A 19,689-nucleotide genomic window follows, 5' to 3' on the forward strand; every position below is an offset into this window, starting at 1 on the left:
CAACCGCCGAAGGCGATTCGGCCCGAAGCGGCAGCCGGACGACCGACAAGAGGCGAACGAGCCGCCGTCTGCGAAGCAGCGGCCAACCAACACAGCGATTCGGCCCGAAGCGGCGGCCGGACGGCCGACAAGAGGCGAACTCGCCGCCGTCGCGAAGCGGCGGCCAATAAACACAGCAGCCAAGACAAGCAGCCAGCCCTACAGCCAAATAAACACAGCAAGGCCCCGGTGTGCGCACACCGGGGCCTTCGCATGTTGTGCTGAAGTGACGCAGCCTCCCTCTCAGGAGGCCCGTCTCACTTCTTCTTGGCAGCCGTCTTGCGAGCCGCGGGCGCCTTGGCGGCCGTGGTCTTCGCAGCGGGCTTCGCCGCAGCCGTCGTCTTGGCGGCGGCAGTGGTCTTGCGAGCCGCGGGAGCCTTGGCAGCCGTGGTCTTGGCGGCAGCCGTCGTCTTGGCAGCGGCGGTCTTCGTGGCGGTCGCCTTCGCGGGCGCCTTGGCAGCAGCAGCGGGCTTCGCGGCGGCCGTGGTGGTGCGACGGGTCGTGGGCGCCTTGGTGGCGGCCGCGGCCGTGCGGGTGCGCGTGGTGGTCGCGCGCGTGGTGGCCGCCTTGGTGGCGGGCGCCTTCGTCGCGGCCGCGGGCTTCGCGGCGGCAGCGGCGGCCGGCTTGGCAGCAGCCTTGGCGGCCACGACCTTCGGCAGCTTCTTCGCACCGCTGATGACGTCCTTGAACGTCGAGCCGGGGCGGAACGCGGGCACGTTGGTCTTCTTGACCTTCACGGTCTCACCGGTGCGCGGGTTGCGAGCCGTGCGAGCCGCACGGGCGCGCTTCTCGAAGACGCCGAAGCCCGTGATGTTGACCTTCTCGCCCTTGTTGACGGAGCGCACGATCACATCGACGAGCCCGTCAACTGCAGCACCGGCGGTCTTCTTGTCTCCCAGGCGCTCGGCGAGCGCCTCGATGAGCTGGGCCTTGTTCACCTTCAGTCCCTCCCAGGACGCTCACGGCCCTAGCGTCGGGCCGACTAGAACGCAACGGTAGGCCCAAATCGCGAGAAATACCAATCGCCACGCCAAAATTTTCGTTGTGGCGTGGCTAATTGCGCCCCTTCGAGGGACTCAGGGCGCCGGATTCGCCCCTCTCAAGGGGAGAATCCGGCCTCCTCTCAGACCGCTGGAAGCGGATCCGTTGTGGGCAGCCAAGTCTGGCGATTGCCCTCGAAATCGCTGATCTCGGCCTCGTGGCGCAGTGTCAAAGCGATGTCGTCGAGGCCTTCGAGAAGGCGCCAGCGGGTGTAGTCGTCGATCTCGAAGGGCGCTACCAAGTCCTTGGCGCGAACGGTCTTGTCGGTGAGGTCGACGGCGACCGGAGTTCCGGGCTCCGACTCCAGCAACTTCCACAGCAGCTCGACATCGGACTGGCTGCACTGCGCCGCCACGAGGCCCTGCTTGCCGGCGTTCCCCCGGAAGATGTCGGCGAAACGCGAGGAGACGACGACCCGGAAGCCGTAGTCCATCAACGCCCAGACGGCGTGTTCCCGAGAGGACCCGGTGCCGAAGTCGGGGCCCGCCACGAGGACCGTGCCGGCCCGGAAGGGCTCCTGGTTGAGGATGAAGTGCTCGTCACCGCGCCAGGCGGCGAAGAGCCCGTCCTCGAACCCGCTGCGGGTCACGCGCTTGAGGTAGACGGCGGGGATGATCTGGTCGGTGTCCACGTTGGACCTGCGCAGCGGCACGCCGACGCCCGTGTGGGTGGTGAAGGCATCCATGGTCAGTTCTCCAGGTCTGCGGGGGCGGAGAGGGTACCGCGCACGGCCGTGGCGGCGGCGACGAGCGGGGAGACCAGGTGCGTCCTGCCGCCCTTGCCCTGCCTGCCCTCGAAGTTCCTGTTCGACGTCGAGGCGCTGCGCTCGCCGGGTGCCAGCTGGTCCGGGTTCATGCCGAGGCACATCGAGCAGCCTGCCTGCCGCCACTCGGCGCCCGCGTCGAGGAAGACCTTGTCCAGGCCCTCTTCCTCGGCCTGCCTGCGCACCCGCATCGAACCGGGGACGACCAGCATCCGTACTCCTGAAGCGACGTGCTTCCCCTTGATGACGTCCGCGGCGGCCCGCAGGTCCTCGATGCGCCCGTTCGTGCAGGAGCCGAGGAACACCGTGTCCACGCGGATGTCGCGCAGGGGCGTGCCGGGCTCGAGGCCCATGTACGTCAGCGCCTTCTGCGCGGCCACGCGCTCGTTCTCGTCCCCGATCTGCTCGGGGTCGGGGATGCTCGCGCCCAGAGGCAAGCCCTGGCCGGGGTTCGTGCCCCACGTGACGAACGGAGTGAGCTCGTCCGCGTCGATGTGTACCTCGGCGTCGAAGGTCGCGCCGTCGTCCGTGCGCAGCGTCTTCCAGTAGGCGACGGCCGCGTCCCAGTCCGCGCCGGACGGTGCGTGCGCGCGGCCCTTGATGTAGTCGAAAGTCACGTCGTCCGGTGCGATCATGCCGGCGCGGGCGCCCGCCTCGATCGACATGTTGCAGACCGTCATGCGCGCTTCCATCGACAGGTTCTCGATCGCCGCGCCGCGGTACTCGAGGACGTAGCCCTGCCCGCCGCCGGTGCCGATCTTCGCGATGACCGCGAGGATGATGTCCTTCGCCGTCACGCCGGGCCGCAGCGCGCCGTCGACGTTGATCGCCATCGTCTTGAACGGGCGCAACGGCAACGTCTGCGTCGCCATCACGTGCTCGACCTCGGACGTGCCGATGCCGAACGCCAGCGCGCCGAACGCGCCGTGCGTGGACGTGTGGCTGTCGCCGCACACCACGGTCATGCCGGGCTGCGTGAGGCCGAGCTGCGGGCCCACCACGTGGACGATGCCCTGCTCCAGGTCACCCATCGGGTGCAGCCGCACGCCGAACTCCGCGCAGTTGCGGCGAAGCGTCTCGACCTGCAGGCGCGACACGGGGTCCGCGATCGGCTTGTCGATGTCGACGGTCGGGACGTTGTGGTCCTCGGTGGCGATCGTCAGGTCGGGCCTGCGCAGCTTGCGGTTCGCAAGGCGCAGCCCGTCGAACGCCTGGGGGCTGGTGACTTCGTGCAGCAGATGGAGGTCGATGTAAAGCAGGTCCGGCTCCGCACCACTTCCGTGGCGCACAACGTGTGCCTCCCACACCTTCTCCGCGAGCGTGCGGCTCATCGCGACATCTCCCACATGATGGACGTGCCGACAGATCTGGACTTCTCACTGCTTGGGAAGTTAGTATCGGCTTGTGGGACAGCATAGCGGGATCGGCGTGCTGGACAAGGCAGTGGCCGTGTTGAACGCCGTGGCAAAAGATCCATGTGGCCTGGCCGAGTTGTGCAATCGCACCGGCCTGCCGCGAGCAACCGCACACCGCCTGGCCGTGGGCCTGGAGGTGCACCGCCTCCTGCGCCGGGGCTCTGACGGCCGCTGGCGCCCCGGCGCCGCTCTCGCGGAACTGGCGGGCGGCGCAACGGACCCGCTTCTCGACGCGGCCTCCTCGGTACTACCGCGCCTGCGCGACATCACCGGCGAGAGCGTCCAGCTCTACCGCCGCGACGGCATGCAGCGAGTCTGCATCTCGTCGGCAGAACCCCCTTCGGGCCTGCGGGACACGGTCCCCATCGGCGCGAGACTGCCGATGACGGCGGGCTCGGGCGCCAAGGTCCTCGCCGCCTGGTCAGACCCCGGCACCCAAAGGGCAGTGCTGGCCGACGCCGTCTACGGCGAACGAACCCTCCTGGAAGTAAGACGCCGAGGCTGGGCCCAGTCGGTAGCAGAACGAGAACCAGGCGTAGCAAGCGTCAGCGCCCCGGTAAGAGACTCTTCCGGCGCCGTAGTGGCCGCAGTCTCCGTAAGCGGCCCCATCGACCGAATGGGCCGCCGCCCAGGAGCCCGCTGGGCAGCAGACCTACTGGCAGCCGCCGAGGCCCTGCAAAGCCGCCTCTAGCCCCCCGAACACAACACACAACGGCCGCTCTCCCCAAGGGAGGGCGGCCGTCGCCATGACAGACCAGAAATAGCCACCACAACCAACAATGACAACGCTCGACGGGTGACCGCAGTCACGCACCAGAATGAGACTCGGACGAGCGAAGCGAAGTCCCACCAATGACGATGCGAAGCGAAGCGAGCCCGAAATGGCAAGCGAAGCGAAGCCCCACCCTTTCCCCGATGGGAAACCTACGGGGGGTCCGGGGGACGAAGCCCCGCCGGCTGGGGGTCTGGGGGCTCGGCCCCCAGAGAACAAAGCGAAAGAGGCCTGTCAGCGCTTTCCGCTGACAGGCCTCTCCCACCTCTGTAGCCCCGAAGGGATTCGAACCCTCGCTACCGCCTTGAGAGGGCGGCGTCCTAGGCCGCTAGACGACGGGGCCCTAGAACTTCTTGCTGGCGTGAACCTTATCAGATCGCTCTGTCCGGTCCAAATCCGGCTATTCAGTTTGTTTTTTGCTTTACCGCAGTTCCTGCTTCGCTCCGAAAGCCTACCCGAGGGCGGATCTTCCGTTGCAGCTGGGGTACCAGGACTCGAACCTAGACTAACTGAACCAGAATCAGTCGTGCTGCCAATTACACCATACCCCATTGGCTTTCACGATCGACTTGGTTCTCCTCGCGGAGTTCCGAGCCCCTCGTTGCTGCCGTGAGAAATACTAGACCACGCCCCCGCCAGAAGTGAAATCGGCCCCCACCTGCAGGCAAACACGCAGGTGGGGGCCGGTCTCGGGGCCTATCTCACGCGGTGGCGGCGGACAGCTCGCAGACGAGGAGCTCCGGCAGTTCCGCCAGCGACGCGATCGAGGACAGTCCCGCGGGCAGCGTGCCTCCGGTCGGACCCGTCCGGTTGATCCAGACGCCGTGCATCCCGGCGTCGCGCGCACCGATCGCGTCGGCGTGCAGGCGGTCTCCCACGTGCACGGTGTCACCCGGCGGGACACCGAGGGCGAGGCAGGCCGTGTGGAAGATCACGCGGTCGGGCTTGGCGCAGCCGACCTCGCCGGCGATCAGGACCGCGTCGAAGTACTCGGAGAGGCCGAGCTGGGCGATCTTCACGCGCTGGTGGCGACCGGACGCGTTGCTGATCGCGGCGATCGGGAGACCCGTGGCGCGCAGCCAGTCGAGGGTCGGGATCGCGTCGGGGAACAGGCACCAGCCCGAGGCGAGGTGCTCCTGGCGGCCGAGCTCGCGGCGGGTGGCCTCCTCCAGCGTGAGCTCCTCGCCCAGCGCGGAGAAGAAGGCCTGCGTGCGGATGTTGCGCATCGACTCGTACGGCAGTTCACCGGCGAGCTGGCGGGAGACGTGGTCGTCGGTGATCCGCTGCCACAACGACCAGGCGTCGGCGTTACCGACCATCGAGGCCAACGCGGCGCGCGAAGAGGTGCTGTAGTCGACAAGTGTGTCGTCGACGTCCAGGCACACAGCGCGGATCTCGCCGGTTCTCTTACGCGTGAAAGTCGGGGACGCAGTTGTCACCCCGGAAGGTTAGGTGCGATGGGGCCTCGTCCGATTCGGCTAACGAGGTGATTCCTCCAGCCGCTTGCACGATCAAGCGGACCTTGAGACCCCGAACGAACCAGTCGCGCTCCGCCAGCCGCCGAATGCAATCACCCGGTCGAGTGTTGTTCGGCGACACAACGCCCTCCACATGAGACGGCGGTTCCGCGAGCGCGACACCCTAGCTCGCGAAACACCATTGTGCATCAACCGCAACCTTTTCGAGGCCTGGTTTCCCAGACTGTCCACTGTGGATCATGCCGCGTCCCGGTCCCGGCACGAGAGCCGCACCACTCGACACTCTGCTTGACGGACAAGGCGATCAAGAGCATGCTGAGTTTATTCAACAGCGGTTGAAAAGAGGGGATCGAGATGGAGAGGACAACCTGCGTCGTCGTCGGTGGCGGACCGGCGGGGATGGTGCTGGGGCTGCTGCTGGCCCGCGGTGGTGTCGAGGTCGCGGTACTGGAGAAGCACGGCGACTTCCTGCGCGACTTCCGCGGCGACACGGTGCACGCGTCGACGCTCACGCTGATGGACGAACTGGGGCTGGGGCCCGCGTTCGAGCAGGTGCCGCACCAGAAGGTCGACAAGATCGAGGCGCTGCTGGAGGGCGGCGAGAAGGCCGCGATCGCCGACCTGAGCCGCCTTCCCGGCGCTCACAAGCACATCGCGATGGTGCCGCAGTGGGACTTCCTGGACCTGCTGGCGGACGCGGGCAGGCTGGAGCCGAAGTTCACCCTGCGGATGAACACCGAGGTCACCGGGATCACCAGGCAGGGCAACAGGGTCACGGGCGTCGCCTACCGCGACCGCGCCGACGGTCACACCGGTGAGATCGCCGCGGACCTCGTGGTGGCGGCGGACGGCAGGAGCTCGATCCTGCGCGACGCCGTGGACCTGCCCGTGTACCGGTTCGGCGCGCCCATGGACGTGTGGTGGTTCCGCCTGCCGCGCAAGGAGAGCGACGCGGTCAGGGGTGGCGCCGGCCGGTTCAGCGCGGGCAGCGCCCTGGTGCTGATTCCACGCGGGGAGTACTTCCAGTGCGCTTTCCTGATCCGCAAGGGAACCGACGAGCAACTGCGCGCCGAGGGTGTCGAGAAGTTCCGCGAGCGCGTGGTCACTTTGGTGCCATGGCTCGCCGACCGGGTCGATCACATCAAGAGCGTCGACGACGCGAAGCTGCTCGACGTGAAGCTGGACCGGTTGAAGCGCTGGCACGTGGACGGTCTGCTGTGCATCGGTGACGCGGCGCACGCGATGTCGCCGATCGGCGGCGTGGGCATCAACCTCGCGGTCCAGGACGCGGTCGCCGCGGCCAGGCTGCTCGCGAAGCCGTTGCGGGAAGGCACGCTCAGCGGCTCCGCGCTCGCGAAGGTGCGCCGCCGCCGCTGGTTCCCGACCGTGGTGATCCAGACGATGCAGCGGGTGGTGCAGAACCTGTTCCTCAAGCGCGTGGTGGACGGCGACGCGACCGTCTCGTCGAGCGGTGTCCCCGCTCCGCTGAGGCTCGTGCGGCGCTTCCCGTGGCTGCAGGCGATCCCGGCGTACATGGTCGCGATCGGGCCACGTCCCGAGCACGCGCCGGACTTCGCGCGCAGGGCCCCGCAGACCATCGTCAGGTCGTGACGAACGCCTCGGCCGACTCGCCGAGCACCATCGCCACGGCGTGGGCGCGGTCCCGTGCGCCCAGCTTGCGCAGGATCGCCTTCACGTGCGTCTTCACGGTGTCGTTGCTGATGAAGAGCCGCTGGGCGATCCTGGCGTTGTCCATGCCCTTCGCCATCTCGGCCAGCACGTCGAACTCCCGTGCCGACAGCTGGCCGAGCGAGGCGGGCGGGGGCATCCGCGCCGGTAAGCGCGCCAGCGACCCCACCCGCGCGTCGATCGTGGCGGGAGCACCGCGCACCGCGGCCGCGATCGTGGGCAGCAGCTCGGCCACGGGCGAGGTCTTCAGCAGGTAGGCCACCGCGCCGGCGTCGAGAGCGGCGCGGGCCCAGCTCGGACTGTCCGCATTGGACAGCACGACGACGCGGGCACTCGGTCTGAACTGCGCCGTGTCGCGCACGGTCCGCAACGGTCCGCCACCGGGCACGTCGAAGTCCGTGACGACGAGGTCCACCAGTGTGCTGCGCAGACAGCGCGCAGCGTCGGCCACGGTGTGGGCGATTCCCACAACGCGGAAGCAGTGCGTGCGGTGCAGCGAGATCCGCAGCCCCTCGGTGATGAGCTGCGAGCCGTCGACGAGCAACACACGGGTGGACGCCAGGTCCGTCATGACACCGGGAAGTTACTAGCGGGTACCGGAGTGCGTAACCTGCCGGACGCCGGATTGCTCCGTACGGCTACCTATTTGCCACCGGATTGGTGAGCGTTCCGAGGCCGTCCACCGTCACGGAGACCGTCTGTCCGGCCGTCAGCGGCCCGACACCCGCCGGCGTCCCGGTGAGGATCACGTCGCCGGGGAGCAGGGTCATGATCGAGGACACGTACTCGATGAGCGACGGAATGTCGTGCACCATCAAGGAAGTACGTCCGTCTTGTTTGACGTCGCCGTCGACCTCGGTGACGATCCGCACGTCGGACGGGTCGAACTCCGTCTCGATGAACGGACCCATCGGGCAAAACGTGTCAAAACCCTTGGCGCGGGTGAACTGCACGTCCTTCTTCTGCAGGTCCCGCGCCGTGACGTCGTTGGCGATCGTGTAGCCCATGATCACGCTCTTCGCCCTGGCCGCCGGCACGTCGCGGCACGGCTGGCCGATGATGACGGCCAGCTCGCCCTCGAAGTCCACGCGTTCCGAGACCGCCGGGAGCTTGATCTCCACGTTCGGCCCGACCACCGAGGTGTTGGGCTTGAAGAAGATCAACGGCTCCGCGGGCACCTCGTTGCCGAGCTCGGCGGCGTGGTCCGCATAGTTCCGGCCCACGCCGATGATCTTGGTCGGCAGGATGGGTGCGAGCAGCCTCACATCGGCGAGCGGCCACTTGCGTCCGGTGAACGTGGGCGTGCCGAAGGGGTGTTCGGCGATCTCCGCGGCTTCGTCGCCCTGGACCTCGACGAAGGCAACGCCCTGCGGGTGGGCAATCCTGGCAATACGCACACGTCAACCTTAGACGGACGCCCGCATGGCCTTGTGGACGAGCGCGTCACACAGCGCCAGCCAGCTCGCCTCGACGATGTTGCCGTGCACGCCCACGGTGGTCCACTCGCGTTCACCGTCGGTCGACTCGACCAGAACGCGCGTCACCGCGTCGGTTCCGGGGTGCTCGGTGAGGATGCGCACCTTGTAGTCGGCCAGCTCCACGGCGTCCAACCAGGACAGGTGCGGCAGCAACGCCTTGCGCAGGGCCGCGTCCAGCGCGTGCACGGGCCCGTTGCCCTCGGCGGTGGCGATGACCCGCTCCCCCGCCACGTGCACCTTGACCGTGGCCTCGGACACGATCTCGCCGTCGGACCGGTGGTCCAGCACGACCCGGTACGACTCCAGCGAGAACGGCGCGGTGTCCAGCTGGGACAGTTCGCGGCGCAGCAGCAGCTCCATGGAGGCGTCGGCGGCCTCGAACGACCAGCCCTTGGCCTCCAGGTCCTTGACCCGCTTGAGAGCGCTCCCCACCTCCTCTGACCGGCCGGTCAGGTCGAGACCGAACTCACGTCCCTTGAGCTCGATGCTCGCCCGACCGGCCATCTCGGTGACCAGCACCCGCATGTCGTTGCCGACGGTGTCCGGAACGATGTGGTTGTAGAGCTCCGGATCCACCTTGATCGCGCTCGCGTGCAGACCCGCCTTGTGGGCGAATGCTGACGACCCGACATAAGCCTGGTGGGTGTCGGGTGCGATGTTCGCGATCTCGGCCAACGCATGGGAGACACGGGTGAGCTCGGCCAGTGCCCCGGTCGGGAGCACCTCCATGCCGAGCTTGGTCACGAGGTTTCCCACGACGGCGAACAGGTCCGCATTACCTGCTCGCTCGCCATACCCGTTGGCAGTGCACTGCACGTGCGTCGCGCCCGCCTGAACGGCCGCGATCGTGTTCGCCACCGCGCAGGACGTGTCGTCCTGGCAATGGATCCCCACGCGAAAACCGGTCTTCTCGACGACCTCGGCCACCGTCTCGGCAAGCCCGAGCGGCAGCTGCCCGCCGTTGGTGTCGCACAGCACGACGACGTCGGCCCCACCCTCCACAGCGGACTCCAGCACGCGGAGGCTGGTGTCCGGCGAGAAGGCGAACCCGTCGAAGAAGTGCTCGGCGTCGAGGAAGACGCGCCTTCCATGGTCCTTGAGGTACCGGACGGTGTCGCGCACCATCCTGAGGTTCTCGTCGAGGTCAGTCCGCAGCGCCCGCTCGATGTGCCGCAGGTCCGACTTGGCCACCAGCGTGACCACCGGCGCCTGGGAGTCGAGCAACGCCTTGACCTGCAGGTCTTCCTCGACCTTGACCCCGGCCTTGCGCGTCGCCCCGAACGCGACCAGCTGGGCGTTCTTCAGCTCCAGATCCCCCGCCGCCGCCCGCGCGAAGAACTCCGTGTCCTTGGGCAACGCGCCGGGCCAGCCGCCCTCGATGAACCCGACGCCGAGCCCGTCCAACAGCCGCGCGACAGCGAGCTTGTCCGTGACGGAGTACGAAATGCCCTCACGTTGTGCGCCATCACGCAACGTCGTGTCGTAGACGTGGAACTCGTCGGTGGGGCCGGCCATCGGGGGTCATCTCCTCAAATCCGGACAAACAAAAAGACCCCCCGCGGGATGCGAGAGGTCTGCGCGTCGGGTGCCAGGGGCGGCAACTACCCGACGCGCTCGTCGATAATGATGGCGAGGTTCTGAGCCATGCCGGGGATGCTGCCACAGCCTCCGCCGCCCACCAAGGGCCGGGACCGAATCTCCCACTATCTGGTCACGGCGCACGCCTGGCCAGGCACGCACGCCAACGGCAAGCCATGGCCGATGCCGTAGGCGAGGCGAAGCAACCCCCGCACTGCCAACGGCGAAGCCAAGGCCCCAAGCGATGCCGAAGGCGAGCCGTGCGGACCTGACGCCGATGGGTAGCGGTGAACCCACTCGTGGTGTGGCGATTGGGGCTTGACTTTGGGTGCGAGGTGCTACCACTAGTGGATCGGCCGGTTGCGAAGCATCCGGCCTTTTCCGGCCGAACCAGCGCCTCGCAAGGGCCCCGAAGTCAAGCCCCAATCGCAATCGTCGCGGAGCGGCGATGTACCCCGCTGCTTCGTCCGAGGTGCACGACCACGCTGGAACAGGCACCTGACCGCACTGCCGACCACGCTGGAACGGCCACCTGACCGCATTGGCGACCACGCTGAAACCCCAAAGACGATCAAACCCCGGCGAGGAACCGAGCAAACGCCTCCACAGAAGCAGGATTCCGAGGCCCCTCCACCAACGCCGCATACGGCAACGAGAAGAACCTCTTCCCCTTCACCGCCGGCGAGTTCGCCAACGGCGCGAACCCCTCCAAGAACGCCTGCTTCTGCGCCGGAGTGTTCGCCTCCCCGTCCGCGTAATCCACGATCAGCACCACATCAGGCGACCGCTCCACCACGGCCTCCCAGTTCACCGTGGTCCAGCTGTCGTTGAGGTCCCCGAAGACGTTCTCCCCACCGGCCTTCCCGATGACGTCCTGCGGCGCCGCGTTGCGACCGGACGTGAACGGCTGGTCCTGCCCGCTGTCGTAGAGGAACACCTTCGGCCGAGGCTTGCCGGCCATCAGCGCACCAGCCTCCTCGACGCGCCGCTGGTAGGACCGCACCAGTTCCTCGGCCCGATCCGACACCCGGAAGATCGTGCCCAGGTTCCGCAGATCCGTGTACAACGCATCCAGAGCGGGCATGATCCCGCGCTGCTTCCCCACGCCGTTCCGGCACGCCTCGGTCAGTTGGTAGGTGCCGATCCCGAGCTGCTTCAACGCGTCCGGCGTGAACCCGGTGCTCTCGCTGAACCCGTAGTTCCACCCGGCGAACACGAGGTCCGCGCCGGCTCCCTGCACGACCTCCTTGGAGATCTTGTCGGCGAGGTGTCGGGACCCCTCGAAGTCCGCCTTCCAGGGTGAGGTCTGGAGGTCGACGGTGTTGCCGCTGTCGACGACGTACCCTGCCATGCGGTCCTTCAGGCCCAGCGCGAACATCAGCTCGGTGATGCCGGTGTCGTTGGTGACCACTTTGGACGGCACCCGGTCGAACGTGACCTGCTGGCCGCAGTTCGTGACGGTCACGGGGTCGGACTCGGAGGTGTCCTGCGCGACCGTCGCACCGCATCCCGTGACGAGGAGCAGGGACGCCAGAGCGAGGGCGGTTCTCAAGGGGTGACCTCCTGGTCGAACAGGAGCTGGGGAACTCCTGTGGTGGGGTGCGCGACGACGTGCGCGGTGACGTGGAAAACCTTGGCGATCAGCTCCGGCACGAGGACCTCGGAAGGCGTGCCGGAGGCGACCAGTCGTCCCTCGTCCAGCACGTGCAGGCGGTCGCAGTAGGACGCGGCCAGGTTCAGGTCGTGCAGGACGGTCAGCACGGTGACGCCTAGGCCGCGGGTCAGGGACAGCACGTCCAGCTGGTGGCGGATGTCGAGGTGGTTGGTCGGCTCGTCGAGGACCAGCACGCGGGGCTCCTGGGCGATGGCCCGCGCGATGAGGACGCGCTGGCGTTCGCCGCCGGAGAGGCTGAGGAAGCTGCGGGAGGCGAGGTGGGAGACGTCCACTGTGGCCAGTGCGGCCTCGACCACCTCTCGGTCGTGAGCCGGGGAGCGGTCGTGCGGCAGGCGGCCCATCTCCACGACCTCGGCGACCGTGAAGTCGAACTCGACCTGCGACTCCTGGGTCAGCGCGGACAGCTCGCGGGCCAGGTCGTGTCGCTTGTGGACGTTGCGGCCGTCGATCAGCACGGCGCCCGCGTCCGGCTTCAGGGCGCGGTAGACGCAGCGCAGGGTCGTGGACTTGCCGCTGCCGTTCGGGCCGACGATGCCGACCACCTCGTCGTCGGCGGACAGCGTGATGTCCTCGATGATGCCGTCGACGGTGAGCTGCTGGACGTCGACGCGCATCAGCGGCCTCCGAAGACGTAGGTCCTGCGACGCATGAGGAAGATGAAGCACGGCACGCCGATCGCGGCGGTGATGACGCCGAGCGGCAGCTCTTCCGGCGCGGCCAGCATGCGGGCGGCGACGTCGACCCAGACGAGGAACGACGCCCCGGCCAGCGGGGCGAGGGGCAGCACGCGCCGGTGGTCCGCACCGACGACCATCCGCGTGAGGTGCGGCAGCATCAGTCCGACGAACCCGACGGCACCGCTCACCGCGACCAGCACGCCGGTGATGCCCGCGGTGACGATGAACAGGTGCGTGCGGAACCGGGTGACCGCGACGCCGAGCGTGGTCGCGGTCTCGTCCCCCATCGCCAGCGCGTTGAGCTGCCGCGCCTTGGTCATCAGGTACACGATCCCGAGGACCGTCACGGTCAAAGCGATCGGCAACGACTGCCAGTTCGCCCCGCCGAGACTGCCCAGCAGCCAGAACATGGCGCTGCGGGCCGCCTCGCCGTGCGGCGCCTGGAACACGAGCAGCATCGCCACCGCGGAGAACCCGTACGCCAGCGCGGTTCCGGTCAGCACCAGCCGCAGCGGTGTGAGCCCTCGGCTCGTGCGCGCGGTGAGGTAGACCAGCGCCGTGGCGCCGAGACCCGTCAGGAACGCGCCCGTGGACAGCGCGTAGACACCGAGGCCCTGCAACACCCCGAGCGTCGCCACGGCCGTCGCCCCCACGCTCGCGCCCGACGAGATGCCGAGCACGTACGGGTCCGCGAGGGCGTTGCGGACCATGGCCTGGATCGCCACGCCGACCACGCTGAGACCGGCGCCCACGACCGCGGCCAGCAGCACGCGGGGCAGCCGGATGTCCCAGACGATGTGGTACTGGCCGGCGAGGTCGGCGGGGATCGTGCCGCCGGTGAGCGCGGCCCACAGCAGGTCGAGGGTGACGTCGAACGGCACGGAGACGGGACCGAGCGCCACGCCCGCCACGATGCTGACGACGAGCACGCCGACGAGCGCGCTGATCTTGGAGATCACTGGGTCCCTTCCCGCAGTCCACGGCAGGAGTCGGAGTAGCTGTGCATGCCGTGTGCGGGTATTCGGGCTTGCCCCCGGGGAGGGGCCTACCGTTGCGGGTCAGCGCCGGACTTCGACCGGACTTCCCCCACACGCGACATCTGCACTCTAACCCGACACGATCACGTGTCCGTCCGGTACCGCATGAGCGCACCACTCCCCTTCTGCTCCACGGACGTGAGACGCAGCTCTCCCGGAACGGTGAAAAGCCGCTCGCCGGCACCCAGGACCGTCGGGAACACCATCAGCCGGTACTCGTCGACGAGACCGTGTTCGGCCAACGCGCGCACAACGCTGATGCTGCCCACGACGACGATGTCCTGACGTGCCTTCAGCGCGCGCACGGTCGACACGAGATCGTCCGTCACGGATGAGTTCTGCCACGCGTCCGCGCTGGTCAGGGACTTGGACACGACAACCTTGGGGATGGCGTTCATCCGGTCGGCGAACGGGCCGGTGCGGCTGGGCCACAGCTTCGAGAAGTGCTCCCAGGTCGTGCGCCCGAAGAGCATGACGCCGGTCTCGAACAGCGGGCCGAGGTCGAACTTGTCGCCCGCCACCGCCTTCTCCCCGTGCCGGAACGCCCAGCCTCCGCCGGGGGTGCCGGCCCGTCCGTCGGGGTCCTCGACGACGTCGTCCAGTGTGACGAACTCGGTGACAATCAGATCGCTCATGCCAGTACGTACCGGCGACGGCGGTGATACTCATCGCGATGACGAGCACCGGTTTCGAGACGCGTCTGGAGCAGCACCGCCGCGAGCTGCTGGCGTACTGCTACCGCATGCTCGGATCGGTCCACGAGGCCGAGGACCTGGTGCAGGACACGCTGCTCCGCGCGTGGAACGCCCGCGAGCGCTACGACGAGCGCAAGGCCTCGGTCCGCACGTGGCTGTACCGCATCGCGACGAACGTCTGCCTGACGGCGCTGGAGGGCAAGGCGCGCCGGCCGCTGCCGTCCGGGCTGGGCGCGCCGGGCACCGATCCGGAGGCCGCGCTCGTGCCCGCCTTCGAGGTGCCGTGGCTCCAGCCGTTCCCCGACGAGTCGGCCGATCCCGCGGAGCTGGCGGTGCGGCGGGACAGCCTGCGGCTCGCGCTGGTCGCGGCGATGCAGACGTTGCCCGCCCGCCAGCGCGCCGTCTGGGTGCTGCGCGAGGTGCTGGAGTTCAGCGCCGCCGAGGTGGCGGTGCAGCTCGGCACCACCGTCGCGTCGGTCACCAGCGCCCTGCAACGGGCGCGGGCGGGCTTGGCCGGAGTCGCGCCCGCCGGTGATCCCGCCGCCGCCCGCACGGTCGAGGCCTACGTGCGGGCCTTCGAAGCCGCCGACGTCGAGGCGCTCGTCGCGTTGCTCACCGAGGACGCGGTCCTGGAGATGCCGCCGGTCCCGTTGTGGTTCCTCGGGCGCGACGACTACGCGGCGTTCATCCGCCACGTGTTCGCACGGCGCGGCGTCGGCTGGCGCATGACTCCGACCGCCGCCAACGGACAACCGGCCGTCGCCGCCTACACGGGCGACGGCCGGTTGCACACGCTGCAGGTGTTCTCCGTCGTGGACGGGCTGATCGCCCACACCTTCGTCTTCCAGGACCCGGCGGTGTTCGCGGCGTTCGACCTGCCCGCGACGCTCTAGGAACCCGGCGCGAACCGGTCGAAGTACGCCGCGCAGTTCGCCATCTGCTGCTCGACCAGCCCCCACTTCGGGGTGTCGTGCGGCTCCAGCACCGCGAGCACGTCGACGGTCTCCGTCACCTTCTCGCCGGGCACGAGGACCTCCGCGCGGTCGCCGGGGAAGATCGACACCTGGTGCCCGACGTGCCACACGTCCCGCCGGGCGCCCTTCACGAGCACCTTCCACAGCGGCGGCGCGAACTGCTCCAGGTCCTCCAGCTCGTTGCGGATCTTCCACAGGGCGTTGAAGACGGAGTCACCGGTGGACGTCCTGCGGCCGAACGGGCCGTAGAGCGCCATCGTGATCTCCTGCATCGTCCGCGCCTGCCAGACGACGCGTCCGACCCACACCTGTTCCCTGCCCGACGCGGGATCCTCGCCGTACAGCGGAACCTGGCGCGACACCGGGGGGAACTCACCACCGCGCGTCCACTCCGGCATCTCTTCCGACTGGGTCTGCACTGTCTCGACGCTCCTCTAGGCGTGCTTGTCCAGGATGTCGCGCATCATCTGCCGCTGCTGGGCCATGCGCTGTTCGGTCGCGGTGCGCTCGGCGAGCGAGAGCTGCGGCAACGAGTCCTGCATCTCCGCGACGGACCGCTGGAGCTGGAAGTACTGGCTCTTGTCGGGTTCCGGCAGGTGCTCCGGCTCCCGGACGCGGGGCTGCTCGTCCGGCTCGTGCCTCGGTTCCTCCGCAGGAGGGTCGGGCTCGCGGTCGTGCGGCGCGGGCTCGTCCGTCTTCTGTGGACCGAACGGTTCGTCGCCGTGGTGCGGGTGGTAGTCCTGCGTGTGCGCCGGCGGCTCGTAGCCGGGACGGTGCCACGGCGGCAGTCCGTCGTCGACGTGCTTCGCGACCTGCGTGGCAGCCTGTTCGGTCGCTTCGCGCAGCACCGCTTTCTCGGCCGCGCCGACCAGACCCGCACCGTCCGTCGCGACGGCGATGGCCGCGTCACCGGTGAGCCTGCCGAGTGCCGAGAACGGGTCCTTCTTCCACTCCTCGAAGTTCAGGAGCCCTCGCACGGCCTCGGCCGGATGCGTGGCCAGGTGCACCATGCCGGACGCCTGCTTCACCAGGTGCTCCGCGTACTCGCCGGGGTGGGCGACGTTGTACGGGTCGAGCGGGTTGCCGGCCCTGACCATCTCGAGCAGGTTCAGGCCCGACTCGGCCATGCCGGAGTGGAACGACGACACCTGAGTGACGGTCTGCTCGAAGCTGTCCTCGATCGAGGCGGCGAACTTCGACAGGAACCCCGGTTCCTCCGGCGCCCTGTCCTTCGCCTTCGTGACGATCGCCGCGGTCTCGGCCGCCGCGGCCTTCAGCGTCCTGCGCGCGTCGGCGAGCATCCGCCGCGCCGCCTCGCGCTTGGCCTTGCCGGGATCGACGAACGGCGCGAGCGGCACCGGCACCGGGCCACCCGCTTCGGCAGCGGCGGAAGCCTTGCGGTGCTGGGACTCCGCAGCGTCACGTTCGTCCTCGGCCGCCTTCGTCTCCGCCTCGGCCTCGTCGTGCAGCCGGATCGCTTCGACGGCCGCGCGTTGTGCGCGCTCGACCGCGCCGCGGTAGGTCGTCAGCGCCTCGACGACGGGCCCGAACGCCTCGGCCGCGTCCCGCCACTTCGGCATCTCCTGGGAGAAGTACCGCTGGAACCTCTCCGCCGCCTCGCCCGTCCAGTGCCCCACGTCCAGTGTGGACAGCCCCGAGCTCGCCTCCTGGCAGGCGTTCGAGAGCTTGCGCAGGCCGGTCGTGGTCTCGTCGAGCGTCATGACGTCGCCCGGCACGAGCTCCACGGGGTCACGGGTGTCGCCGAGCTCACCGCGTCCGAACAGGCTCATGGACGATCACCGGCCGGCTTGAACGAGGCCTGCCGCCCCGGCGACGAGAAGGCAGCCGGTTCCCGCAGCAGGTCCTCCCACGACTTCCTCGTCGGGTCGGCCGTGGAGTTCGGGTCGCCGATCAGCAGCTGGAAACCCTGCTTGAGCTTGTCCTCGGCCTCCTCGTAGACGCTGCGGGTGTCCGTCAGCGCCTCGACCATCGCCGCGCCCTCCTTGACGAGATGGCGCACGCCCCACTTCCAGCGGTCGAAGAACTCCTCCAGCGCGTCGGCGAGCACGTCGTCCCCGCACTCGTCCTCGTCGGGGCAGAGGAACCCGAGGCTGGTCGTGCCGGCCATCAGGTGGCCGCCGTCGGGCGCGAACTCCTTGAGCAGCGCCACCGTGTCGTTGATGCCCTTGATCGACCGGTTCATCGCGCCGAGGTCGACGCCGAACCCGGTCACGCGTCCACCGCCAGCGCGTCGGCGACGATGCCGCGCACCGGCGGCAGGGTCATCATGTGCGCGGTGCCGGTGTCGAAGACGACGCCGGTGCGCCGCGGCAACGCCGGCAGGTAGTGGTCGAGCAGCCGCGCACCCGTGACGGCCAGGTGGTCGGCGGCCGGTTCGCCGCGCGCCTCCACGTGCTGTGCCAGCAGGCCGGGGCTGGAGAAGGCGGCCAGCCAGTCGAGTCCTTCGAACGTGACCACCGGCAACGACAGCGGGTCCACCCGCCGCAGGTACACCGTGCTCGCGCGGAACGCCCTGACGAAGGCCGCCGGGTCCCCCTCACCGTCGCGGTAGCGCCTCGCGTGGGCGACGGCCTGGTTCTCGTCGTGCATGTCTCTCCTGTTCCACCAATCCCCCCAGATCGGCGGAGCCGTACGTTACCGATTGATCACCGTCCGTATCGGGTGAGAACCGGTGACTGAGGCGGGAGTCACGCGCAAAAGATCTTGGAAAAGATTTCTGCGGCCGTGTCGATCCGGCGCTGGACCCGTTCGACCTGTGGATGCTGAGGGGGTCGCACGGCCCCAACGAGACGCAGGGAGACACACCGTGAAGTACATGCTGATCATGCGCGCCACCGACGAGGGCTTCGCGAGCATGGGCGAGATCGACTTCGACAAGATGCTGGAGACCGTCGGCGCCTTCAACGAGGAGCTGATCCGCGCCGGCGTGCTGCTCGCCGCCGAGGGCCTGTCCGACCCGTCCGAGGGCGTCGTCGTCGACTACTCCGCCGAGCCGCCGGTCGTCACGGACGGCCCGTACGGCGAGACCAAGGAGCTGTTCAACGGCTTCTACCTGCTCAACGTGTCCTCCAGGGAGGAGGCGGTCGAGTGGGCGAAGCGCATGCCGCTGACGGGGCCCGGCTTCAAGACCGAGATCCGCCGGGTGCCGACGATCGACGAGTTCCCGCAGGACAACGAGTGGATCCAGAAGGAGCGCGCGTGGCGGGTGGCCAACGGCCAGCTCTGACCCGACCCCGCGCGTCCGGAAGACGCCGAAGCCCCGGCCGGATGTTCCGGCCGGGGCTTCAAAACGCGGTGGATCAGCCCGTGCGCACGTTCGACGACACGAGAGCGGCGAGCCGGTCGCCGATCGCGTAGGTCGCGCCCGGCGACTGGTGGTCGCGGGTCGCCAGGTCGAACGCCACGGAGGCCTCGATCCGGCGCGACGCCTCGTGCTCGCCGAGGTGGTCGAGCAGCAGCGCCACCGACAGCACGGCGGCCGTCGGGTCCGCGATGCCCTGGCCCGCGATGTCGGGCGCCGAGCCGTGCACCGGCTCGAACATCGACGGGTTGCGGCGGGTGACGTCCAGGTTTCCGGACGCGGCCAGGCCGATGCCACCCGTGACGGCGGCGGCGAGGTCGGTCAGGATGTCGCCGAACAGGTTGTCCGTCACGATCACGTCGTACCGGCCGGGGTCGGTGACCAGGTGGATCGTGGCCGCGTCGACGTGCTGGTACGCCACGGTCACGTCCGGGTGCTGCAGCGAGACCTCCTCCACGACGCGCGACCACAACGAGCCGGCGTGCGTGAGGACGTTCGTCTTGTGCACCAGCGTCAGGTGCCGGCGCTGGCGGGCCGACGCGCGCGCGAACGCGTCGCGGACCACCCGCTCGACGCCGAACGAGGTGTTCAGCGAGACCTCGGTGGCGATCTCGTGCGGGGTGTCCTTGCGCAACAGACCGCCGTTGCCCGCGTACGGGCCCTCGGTGCCCTCGCGGACCACCACCATGTCGATCTCCGGCGGGTCCGCGAGCGGGCTGCGGACGCCGGGGTACAGACGAGCGGGGCGGAGGTTCACGTGGTGGTCGAGCTCGAAGCGCAGGCGCAGCAGCAGCCCCCGCTCCAGGATTCCGCTCGGCACCGACGGGTCGCCCACCGCGCCGAGCAGGATCGCGTCGTGCTGGCGGAGCTCACCGAGCACCGACTCGGGCAACAACTCTCCCGTGGCGTGCCAGCGCGCCGCGCCGAGGTCGTAACGGGTGATCTCGGCCGCCGGAACGACCTCGCCGAGGACCTTCAGGGCCTCAGCGATGACCTCGGGCCCGATCCCGTCTCCTGGGATCACTGCGAGCCGCATCCACACACCTCCCAGGTGTC

At 68.9% G+C, this 19,689-nt stretch carries 20 protein-coding genes, 2 tRNA genes and 1 riboswitch; of the genes, 4 read left to right on the forward strand and 18 right to left on the reverse strand.

The annotated features are described in order from the left end of the window. Positions 1 to 296: 296 nt before the first annotated feature. From ACFWV3_RS31440 to leuC, 3 genes are all read right to left on the reverse strand, one after another. A complete protein-coding gene (locus ACFWV3_RS31440) occupies positions 297 to 977 on the reverse strand; it encodes an HU family DNA-binding protein (protein ID WP_382416531.1) in 681 nt (226 codons plus the stop codon). Between the two features lie 185 nt (positions 978 to 1,162). Beyond that, complete coding sequence (gene leuD, locus ACFWV3_RS31445; RefSeq protein ID WP_382416533.1) at positions 1,163 to 1,765, reverse strand: 3-isopropylmalate dehydratase small subunit; 603 nt, start codon at positions 1,763 to 1,765, stop codon at positions 1,163 to 1,165. A 2-nt stretch (positions 1,766 to 1,767) separates the two neighbouring features. Then, positions 1,768 to 3,174, reverse strand: coding sequence for a 3-isopropylmalate dehydratase large subunit (gene leuC, locus ACFWV3_RS31450; protein ID WP_382416535.1), 1,407 nt, complete (start codon positions 3,172 to 3,174; stop codon positions 1,768 to 1,770). 73 nt (positions 3,175 to 3,247) lie between these two features. On the opposite strand from leuC, the gene ACFWV3_RS31455 reads away from it, so the two are divergent. Next, positions 3,248 to 3,949 (forward strand): IclR family transcriptional regulator, encoded by a 702-nt coding sequence (locus tag ACFWV3_RS31455; protein WP_177221282.1) that lies wholly within the window; start codon positions 3,248 to 3,250, stop codon positions 3,947 to 3,949. Positions 3,950 to 4,300: 351 nt separating this feature from the next. Here the strand turns inward: ACFWV3_RS31455 and ACFWV3_RS31460 are convergent. The 3 genes from ACFWV3_RS31460 to ACFWV3_RS31470 form a co-directional block, all read right to left on the reverse strand. Then, a tRNA-Glu gene (locus ACFWV3_RS31460) sits at positions 4,301 to 4,373 on the reverse strand. A 136-nt stretch (positions 4,374 to 4,509) separates the two neighbouring features. Beyond that, a tRNA-Gln gene (locus ACFWV3_RS31465) sits at positions 4,510 to 4,581 on the reverse strand. 150 nt (positions 4,582 to 4,731) lie between these two features. Beyond that, on the reverse strand, positions 4,732 to 5,469 hold the full coding sequence (locus tag ACFWV3_RS31470) for an HAD family hydrolase (RefSeq protein ID WP_382416538.1): 738 nt from the start codon (positions 5,467 to 5,469) through the stop codon (positions 4,732 to 4,734). Positions 5,470 to 5,862: 393 nt separating this feature from the next. Between ACFWV3_RS31470 and ACFWV3_RS31475 the strand changes: the two genes are divergently transcribed. Continuing rightward, positions 5,863 to 7,119: an FAD-dependent oxidoreductase gene (locus ACFWV3_RS31475; RefSeq protein WP_382416540.1), complete on the forward strand. Its 1,257-nt coding sequence runs from the start codon at positions 5,863 to 5,865 to the stop codon at positions 7,117 to 7,119. On the opposite strand, the gene ACFWV3_RS31480 is transcribed toward ACFWV3_RS31475, so the two are convergent. The 7 genes from ACFWV3_RS31480 to ACFWV3_RS31510 form a co-directional block, all read right to left on the reverse strand. Next, positions 7,109 to 7,768 (reverse strand): LuxR C-terminal-related transcriptional regulator, encoded by a 660-nt coding sequence (locus ACFWV3_RS31480; RefSeq protein WP_382416542.1) that lies wholly within the window; start codon positions 7,766 to 7,768, stop codon positions 7,109 to 7,111. The two genes, ACFWV3_RS31475 and ACFWV3_RS31480, sit on opposite strands and share 11 nt — an antisense overlap. 67 nt (positions 7,769 to 7,835) lie before the next feature. After that, entirely contained in the window at positions 7,836 to 8,594 is a 759-nt protein-coding gene (locus tag ACFWV3_RS31485; protein ID WP_382416544.1) for a fumarylacetoacetate hydrolase family protein, read from the reverse strand. 9 nt (positions 8,595 to 8,603) lie between these two features. Then, the gene (cimA, locus tag ACFWV3_RS31490) at positions 8,604 to 10,190 is read right to left on the reverse strand and encodes a citramalate synthase (protein WP_382416546.1); all 1,587 of its coding nucleotides are present in this window, start codon (positions 10,188 to 10,190) and stop codon (positions 8,604 to 8,606) included. Positions 10,191 to 10,824: 634 nt separating this feature from the next. After that, entirely contained in the window at positions 10,825 to 11,805 is a 981-nt protein-coding gene (locus tag ACFWV3_RS31495; protein WP_382416548.1) for an ABC transporter substrate-binding protein, read from the reverse strand. Beyond that, the gene (locus ACFWV3_RS31500) at positions 11,802 to 12,542 is read right to left on the reverse strand and encodes an ABC transporter ATP-binding protein (protein WP_382416550.1); all 741 of its coding nucleotides are present in this window, start codon (positions 12,540 to 12,542) and stop codon (positions 11,802 to 11,804) included. Before ACFWV3_RS31500 ends, ACFWV3_RS31495 begins: the two co-directional genes overlap by 4 nt. Further along, positions 12,542 to 13,564 carry a FecCD family ABC transporter permease gene (locus tag ACFWV3_RS31505; RefSeq protein WP_382416552.1) on the reverse strand — a complete coding sequence of 341 codons (1,023 nt, stop codon included), beginning with the start codon at positions 13,562 to 13,564 and terminating at the stop codon, positions 12,542 to 12,544. Before ACFWV3_RS31505 ends, ACFWV3_RS31500 begins: the two co-directional genes overlap by 1 nt. Positions 13,565 to 13,599: 35 nt before the next feature. Beyond that, positions 13,600 to 13,721: riboswitch (cobalamin riboswitch) on the reverse strand. Between the two features lie 4 nt (positions 13,722 to 13,725). After that, entirely contained in the window at positions 13,726 to 14,277 is a 552-nt protein-coding gene (locus tag ACFWV3_RS31510; protein ID WP_382416554.1) for a dihydrofolate reductase family protein, read from the reverse strand. 38 nt (positions 14,278 to 14,315) lie between these two features. Here ACFWV3_RS31510 and ACFWV3_RS31515 point away from each other — a divergent pair, with 38 nt between their 5' ends. Continuing rightward, positions 14,316 to 15,230 carry a sigma-70 family RNA polymerase sigma factor gene (locus ACFWV3_RS31515; protein ID WP_382416556.1) on the forward strand — a complete coding sequence of 305 codons (915 nt, stop codon included), beginning with the start codon at positions 14,316 to 14,318 and terminating at the stop codon, positions 15,228 to 15,230. On the opposite strand, the gene ACFWV3_RS31520 is transcribed toward ACFWV3_RS31515, so the two are convergent. The 4 genes from ACFWV3_RS31520 to ACFWV3_RS31535 are packed head-to-tail and all read right to left on the reverse strand — an operon-like array spanning position 15,227 to position 17,921. Beyond that, the gene (locus ACFWV3_RS31520) at positions 15,227 to 15,730 is read right to left on the reverse strand and encodes a hypothetical protein (protein ID WP_382416558.1); all 504 of its coding nucleotides are present in this window, start codon (positions 15,728 to 15,730) and stop codon (positions 15,227 to 15,229) included. The two genes, ACFWV3_RS31515 and ACFWV3_RS31520, sit on opposite strands and share 4 nt — an antisense overlap. A 15-nt stretch (positions 15,731 to 15,745) precedes the next feature. Next, a complete protein-coding gene (locus ACFWV3_RS31525) occupies positions 15,746 to 17,101 on the reverse strand; it encodes a putative T7SS-secreted protein (protein WP_382416560.1) in 1,356 nt (451 codons plus the stop codon). After that, complete coding sequence (locus ACFWV3_RS31530) at positions 17,098 to 17,544, reverse strand: hypothetical protein (RefSeq protein WP_382416562.1); 447 nt, start codon at positions 17,542 to 17,544, stop codon at positions 17,098 to 17,100. The genes ACFWV3_RS31525 and ACFWV3_RS31530 overlap by 4 nt, the downstream gene beginning before the upstream one ends. Beyond that, positions 17,541 to 17,921 (reverse strand): SseB family protein, encoded by a 381-nt coding sequence (locus ACFWV3_RS31535; RefSeq protein WP_382416564.1) that lies wholly within the window; start codon positions 17,919 to 17,921, stop codon positions 17,541 to 17,543. Before ACFWV3_RS31535 ends, ACFWV3_RS31530 begins: the two co-directional genes overlap by 4 nt. A gap of 217 nt (positions 17,922 to 18,138) precedes the next feature. Here ACFWV3_RS31535 and ACFWV3_RS31540 point away from each other — a divergent pair, with 217 nt between their 5' ends. Continuing rightward, positions 18,139 to 18,558, forward strand: a complete 420-nt coding sequence (locus ACFWV3_RS31540; protein WP_382416566.1) for a YciI family protein — start codon at positions 18,139 to 18,141, stop codon at positions 18,556 to 18,558. 73 nt (positions 18,559 to 18,631) lie between these two features. Here the strand turns inward: ACFWV3_RS31540 and ACFWV3_RS31545 are convergent, their stop codons facing one another. Further along, on the reverse strand, positions 18,632 to 19,669 hold the full coding sequence (locus tag ACFWV3_RS31545) for a 3-isopropylmalate dehydrogenase (protein WP_355444223.1): 1,038 nt from the start codon (positions 19,667 to 19,669) through the stop codon (positions 18,632 to 18,634). Between the last annotated feature and the right edge of the window lie 20 nt (positions 19,670 to 19,689).

It is taken from the genome of Lentzea sp. NPDC059081 (assembly GCF_042738015.1).
Lineage (GTDB): Bacteria > Actinomycetota > Actinomycetes > Mycobacteriales > Pseudonocardiaceae > Lentzea.

Coding starts and splice junctions, on each gene's coding strand:
- leuD (WP_382416533.1), bottom strand. CDS start 1,765: ATGGATGCCTTCACCACCCACACGGGCGTCGGCGTGCCGCTGCGCAGG.
- leuC (WP_382416535.1), bottom strand. CDS start 3,174: ATGAGCCGCACGCTCGCGGAGAAGGTGTGGGAGGCACACGTTGTGCGC.
- ACFWV3_RS31475 (WP_382416540.1), top strand. CDS start 5,863: ATGGAGAGGACAACCTGCGTCGTCGTCGGTGGCGGACCGGCGGGGATG.
- ACFWV3_RS31480 (WP_382416542.1), bottom strand. CDS start 7,768: ATGACGGACCTGGCGTCCACCCGTGTGTTGCTCGTCGACGGCTCGCAG.
- cimA (WP_382416546.1), bottom strand. CDS start 10,190: ATGGCCGGCCCCACCGACGAGTTCCACGTCTACGACACGACGTTGCGT.
- ACFWV3_RS31500 (WP_382416550.1), bottom strand. CDS start 12,542: ATGCGCGTCGACGTCCAGCAGCTCACCGTCGACGGCATCATCGAGGAC.
- ACFWV3_RS31510 (WP_382416554.1), bottom strand. CDS start 14,277: ATGAGCGATCTGATTGTCACCGAGTTCGTCACACTGGACGACGTCGTC.
- ACFWV3_RS31515 (WP_382416556.1), top strand. CDS start 14,316: ATGACGAGCACCGGTTTCGAGACGCGTCTGGAGCAGCACCGCCGCGAG.
- ACFWV3_RS31525 (WP_382416560.1), bottom strand. CDS start 17,101: ATGAGCCTGTTCGGACGCGGTGAGCTCGGCGACACCCGTGACCCCGTG.
- ACFWV3_RS31535 (WP_382416564.1), bottom strand. CDS start 17,921: ATGCACGACGAGAACCAGGCCGTCGCCCACGCGAGGCGCTACCGCGAC.
- ACFWV3_RS31545 (WP_355444223.1), bottom strand. CDS start 19,669: ATGCGGCTCGCAGTGATCCCAGGAGACGGGATCGGGCCCGAGGTCATC.